This window comes from Microbacterium sp. SWDP-B6 (assembly GCF_059803615.1).
This window is the reverse complement of the sequence record NZ_JAPFGV010000024.1, coordinates 1-5,504: the sequence shown is the minus strand read 5'-3', so window position 1 is coordinate 5,504 and position 5,504 is coordinate 1. Positions and strand designations below refer to the sequence as shown.

Here is a 5,504-nt window from a genome sequence, read left to right as displayed (position 1 = left end):
GGCGCGGGCTGTGCGGGCTGCGCGCGCTGTGCCGGCTGCAGGGCCGCGAGCGGAGGCGAGGTCTGCTGCGCCAGGGGCGTGCGCTCGAGCATGGTGCGGGCGAGAGTCGTGGCGCCTGCCACGGCGGCGGGCATGACGGCCACCGCACCCCCGGGGATCAGGAAGCAGAGTTGCGTCGCGACGCCGAAGCCGAGCACCCGCGCGCGATTGCCGCGGAACAGCACTGCACGGTCGGCGGGAGTGAGTTCGCGGGCGTCGAAGGCTCGCTGCGTGAGCTCGCGTGCGAGCATGCGGCCCGACAGCACGACGCCTCCGACCGCTGCGAGGACGCCGCCCACGAGAGGGACGAAGCCGAGCACCAGCACGAAGATCGCGATGAGGATGCCGAGGAGCACCAACCGCAGTCCCTCACCGACCGCCATCCAGAATCCGCCGCCGTCGGAAGGCGGCGCGTCGCCGAGGTCAGCCTCGACGGCCCGCCAGATGCGCTGGTAGAACGGGTCGCCGATGGCCAGGGCGAGGGCGCTGAACACGGCGCTGGCCAGGGCGAGCGCCGCGGCGAAGATCACGATGCCGACAGCGGCCCGGAAGATCGATCGCCACTCGGCGATCCAGCCGTCGGCGAAGGGTGTCACCGCGTCGGAGATCGGCCCGAGCGACAGCGCGAGCGGCACGAGACCGGCGAGAAGCACCAGCGCCGCGATGAGTCCTGGTACGAGTCCGAGGGCCATCAGGCCGGGGCGGCGTCGCCAGGTCCCGAAGCCGCGCAGCAGCGTGCGGATGCCGTAGACGAACTCCCCGATCATGCGTCCAGCCTAGAAGCAGCGGTCATGGCGGCGCTCAGATCACCTTGCGCAGCGTGTAGCCGCGGGGCGTGGCGACGAACCCCGCCTCTTGCAACGCGAGGGCGAGCTCGGTGCCGTAGACGCCTTCGCCGTTGACCTTCTCGACCGTGAGGGTGTCGAGGCGCCGGGCGCGCGCCGTCGCGGCGAGGTCGGATCCCGCGGCTCGCAGCACCTCGGAGTCGTCGGTGAAGCACAGCACCGTGCGTCCGCCGCGTTCGAGGTAGAGCACGAGTGAACCGTCGACGAGCACCACCAGGCCGCCGGCCTTGCGCCCAGGACGATGCGACACCTCGTCGCGCTTGGGCCACCCGAGCGCTGCGCCGTAGGGATTGGCGGGGTCGGTCGCGGCGAGCGTCACGGCCTTGCGCGGGGGCGGGTCGGCGAGCCCCGCGAACGTGCGCAGGCGGTCGACGGTGGCGGATGCCGCGAACTGCGCGGCACCCAGCCTCTCGATCACGTAACCGCGTCGGCAGTGCCCCGCCTCTTCGAATCCCGCGAGCACCCGGTATGTCTGGGCGAAGCCGCCCGGCACGCCCTCGGCCTGCACGGCGCCACGGGTGACCACGCCGTAGCGGTCGAGCAGCAGGCCCGCTGTGACGGTCGCCCGCCGAGCGGCATCCGTGTCGACCGAGGGGAGCAGCGACCAGCGTCCGCCGATCGATGAGGGGCGCGCCGCCGTGCGCGCGAGCGACATGCCCCGGTAGGTGCGGGTGCGCGGGGCGCGTCGCGTCACGCGGTGAGCCTGCGACCCCCCGGCCAGCAGCGACCGGATCGGGGCGAAGGTGTCGTTCGTCACGCGCCCCGCCCAGGTCAGCGACCACAGTGCCTCGAGCACGGACTGCTCGTTCTCGGCGCCGGCCATCTCTTTCAGCTGGGCGGCGAAGTACGCCCCGCCTGCCTCGAGTGCGGCGAGCACCCGGGCCTCGAGTGAATCGGCGGCGATCTCGTCGTCTGGTTCGGGGAGTGTGAAGGGCGCGAGATCGACAGGGTGCAGCGAGACCCAGCCGTCGCGCCCGGGCAGCGTGCCGTGACCCGACCAGATCACCTCTCCCGCGGCCGTGAGCTCGTCGAGCAGGGCGGGGGAGTAGTCCCGCACTCGAGAGGGCAGCACGAGCGACTCCCAGGCGCTCGCGGGAATGGGCACCCCGGCGAACTGCTCGATCACGGCGAGCACGCCGTCGAGTCCCTCGAGCGGACGACCGAGGTGCTGCCAGTCGGGCAGGAAGCGCGCATACGCCTCGGGCGACACCGGTTCGACGCTGCCTCGGATCGCGGCGAGCGACCGCATCCGCAGTCGGCGCAGCACCTCGGTGTCGCACCACTCGGTCTCGTTGCCCGTTCCGGAGGCCTCGGGCAGGAAGTAGCCGCTGGTCAGTCGACCCGAGTGCTCCAGCCTCTGCAGCGTGTGTCGCGCGACCGCGGCGCCGAGGCCGTAGCGCGTCGCGATGGCATCCGTCGTGAAGGGGCCGTGCGTGCGGGCGTACCGTGCGACGAGATCGCCGAGCGGATCGGCGAGGGGTTCGAGGAACGCGACGGGGATGCCGGTGGGCAGCGCCGCGCCGAGCGCATCGCGCAGGCGGCCGGCGTCTTCGATCGCGGCGACGCGCGTGGTTCCGGCGACGGTGACCGGGATCGCGCGGCGCGCGTCGATCAGCGCGGCGAGGTGGTCGGAGGCCGAACCGGTCTCGGGGTCGAGTCGCGCGTCGATCTCGACCGCATCCATCGGACCCAGCATCCGCAGCAGGTCGGCGACGCCCTCGAGACCTCGCGCACGGCGCTCGGGATCGAGGCGCTGCGCCTCGCGCTCGAACTGCGCGATGACGTCGGGGTCGAGCAGCTCGCGGAGCTCGACCGTGCCGAGCAGCTCGCCGAGCAGCGCCGGGTCGACCGAGAGGGCGGCCGCCCGACGCTCGGCCAGCGGCGAATCGCCCTCGTACATGAATGCGCCGACGTAGCCGAAGAGCAGGTCGCGCGCGAACGGCGACGGCTGAGACGGCTGGGTCTCGACGAGTCTGATGCGTCGGTCGGCGATCGACACCGCGAGCGTGCGCAGCGACGGCAGGTCGTAGACGTCCTGCAGCACCTCGCGCAGGGTCTCCAGGATCACCGGGAATGTCGGATGCCGGCGGGCGACTTCGAGCAGCTGTGCCGAGCGCTGTCGCTGCTGCCACAGCGGGGTGCGCTTGTTCGGGTTCATCCGCGGCATCAGCAGGGCACGGGCGGCGCACTCGCGGAAGCGGGAGGCGAACAGCGCGGATCCGCCGACCTCCTGCGTGACCAGCTGCTCGAGCTCGTCGGGGTCGAACACGAAGAGCTCGGCGCCGGGAGGCTCGGCCTCGGCATCCGGAATGCGCACGATGATGCCGTCGTCGCTCGCGACCGCCGAGCCCTCGACTCCGAGGCGCTCGCGGATGCGGGCGTTGATCGCGAGAGCCCATGGAGCATGGACCTTCATGCCGTAGGGGGAGTGAAGGATGACCCGCCAGTCGCCGACCTCGTCGCGCCCGCGCTCGACCGTGAGGGTGCGGTCGGTCGGCAGGGTGCCCGTCGCCTCGCGCTGCTCGGTGAGGTGCGCCATCAGGTTCATCCTGGCCTGCTCGTCGAGACCGGCGTCGATCAGGCGCTGAGCGGCCTTTTCGGGAGTGGCCGCCGACACCTCGCGGGAGAACCTGCCGAGCGCCTCGCCGAGTTCGAACGGGCGGCCGATTCCATCGCCGTGCCAGAACGGCACCTTGCCCGGCTGGCCGTATGCGGGAATCACGTTGACGCGGTCATGCGTGATCTCGGCGATGCGCCAGCTCGTCGTGCCGAGCGTGAACACATCGCCGACGCGTGACTCGTAGACCATCTCCTCATCGAGCTCGCCGACGCGGGCACCGGTCGACTCGCCGGCGACGAAGACGCCGAAGAGTCCGCGGTCGGGGATCGTGCCGCCGCTGGTGACGGCGATGCGCTGGGCGCCGGGACGCCCGGTCAGCGTGCCGGCGTCTCGGTCCCACACCAGGCGAGGGCGCAGCTCGGCGAACTCGTCGGAGGGGTAGCGTCCGGCGAGCAGGTCGAGCGTCGCCTCGTAGGCCGACCGCGGCAGGGACTGGAACGGCGCCGAGCGACGCACGGTCTCGAACCATTCCTCGACGCTGATCTCGCCGAGGGCGCTTGCCGCGACGGTCTGCTGGGCGAGGATGTCGAGCGGGTTGCGCGGCACCTGTATCGCCTCGATCTTGCCGGCCAGCATCCGCTCGGTGACGATCGCGGTGTGCAGTACGTCGCCCCGGTGCTTGGGGAACAGCGCCGCACGGCTGATCTCGCCGACCTGGTGGCCGGCGCGACCGACTCGCTGCAGCCCGGAGGCTGCCGAGGGCGGCGCCTCGACCTGGATCACCAGGTCGACCGCGCCCATGTCGATGCCGAGCTCGAGGCTGCTCGTCGCGACGACGCAGCGAAGGACGCCGGACTTCAGCTCCTCCTCGACCTGGGCCCGCTGCTCTTTCGAGACCGAGCCGTGGTGCGCCTTGGCGAGCACGGGGTCGGCGCCGGCTGTCGCACCCGCCTGCGCCATCATGGCCGCCGGCACCGACGCCTCGGGCAGGGCGACGCCGATGCGCTCGGAGTAGATCTCGTTCAGTCGCCCGGTGAGCCGCTCGGCCAGCCTTCGCGAGTTCGAGAACACGATGGTCGACTTGTTCTGCAGGATGCGGTCGACGATCGCCTCCTCCACGTGCGGCCAGACGGAGCCGGTGACCTCGGTGTATTCCGCATCGGCGGCATCGCCGGCATCCTTCGGCGCCCCGGGAGGCGGCGGCGGATTGGTCATATCGTCCATCGGGACGATGACGCCCAGCTCGAACGTCTTCGATGCGCGCGGGGCGACGATCTCGACCGGCGCGGCGCCGCCGAGGAACCGTGCGACCTCGTCGATGGGGCGGACGGTCGCCGACAGTCCGATGCGCTGGGCCGGCTCGTCATGGCCATGAGTGCGGCGCAGCGCGTCGAGACGCTCGAGGCTCACCGCGAGGTGTGCTCCGCGTTTGGTCGCGGCGACCGCGTGCACCTCGTCGATGATCACCGTGTGCACGTCGCGCAGAGTCTCGCCGGCGCGGCTGGTGAGCATGAGGTAGAGCGACTCGGGTGTGGTGATGAGGATGTCCGGAGGATCGGAGACCAGCTTGCGGCGGTCGCTCGACGTCGTGTCGCCCGACCGCACGCCGACGGTCACGGAGGGGGCCTCGACGCCGAGGCGCCTGGCCGACTGCCCGATGCCGATGAGCGGGGAGCGCAGGTTGCGCTCGACATCGACGCCGAGAGCCTTCAGCGGCGAGATGTAGAGGATGCGCGTGCGCGAGCCGTCTCTGGCCCTGGCGGGCTGCTCGGTGCGCTCGCGGAACACGCTGTCGATCGCCCAGAGGAAGGCCGAGAGGGTCTTGCCCGACCCGGTCGGAGCCACCACGAGCGCGTGCTTGCCGGCTGAGATGGCATTCCACGCACCTGCCTGCGCAGGAGTGGGTTCGGGAAACGCACCCCTGAACCAGTCTTGCGTGGCAGGAGTGAAGCGGTCGAGCACGTCACCCATCAGTCCATCATCACCCGTGCCACCGACATCGGGGCGGCCGTTGTCCCCAGAGACGACCATGCGGTAGGCGTGATCCGAGGTGGGGGGGG

2 protein-coding genes are annotated in these 5,504 nt (G+C 71.6%); both read right to left on the bottom strand.

Annotated elements, in window-relative coordinates; all coding sequences use genetic code 11:
* Nucleotides 1-806 (bottom strand): EI24 domain-containing protein (locus OPU70_RS17485; protein ID WP_498558345.1); only part of this gene is annotated, 806 nt, incomplete at its 3' end.
* A 34-nt stretch (nt 807-840) separates the two neighbouring features.
* Nucleotides 841-5,415, bottom strand: a complete 4,575-nt coding sequence (locus OPU70_RS17480) for an ATP-dependent helicase (protein WP_498558344.1) — start codon at nt 5,413-5,415, stop codon at nt 841-843.
* Nucleotides 5,416-5,504 lie beyond the last annotated feature (89 nt).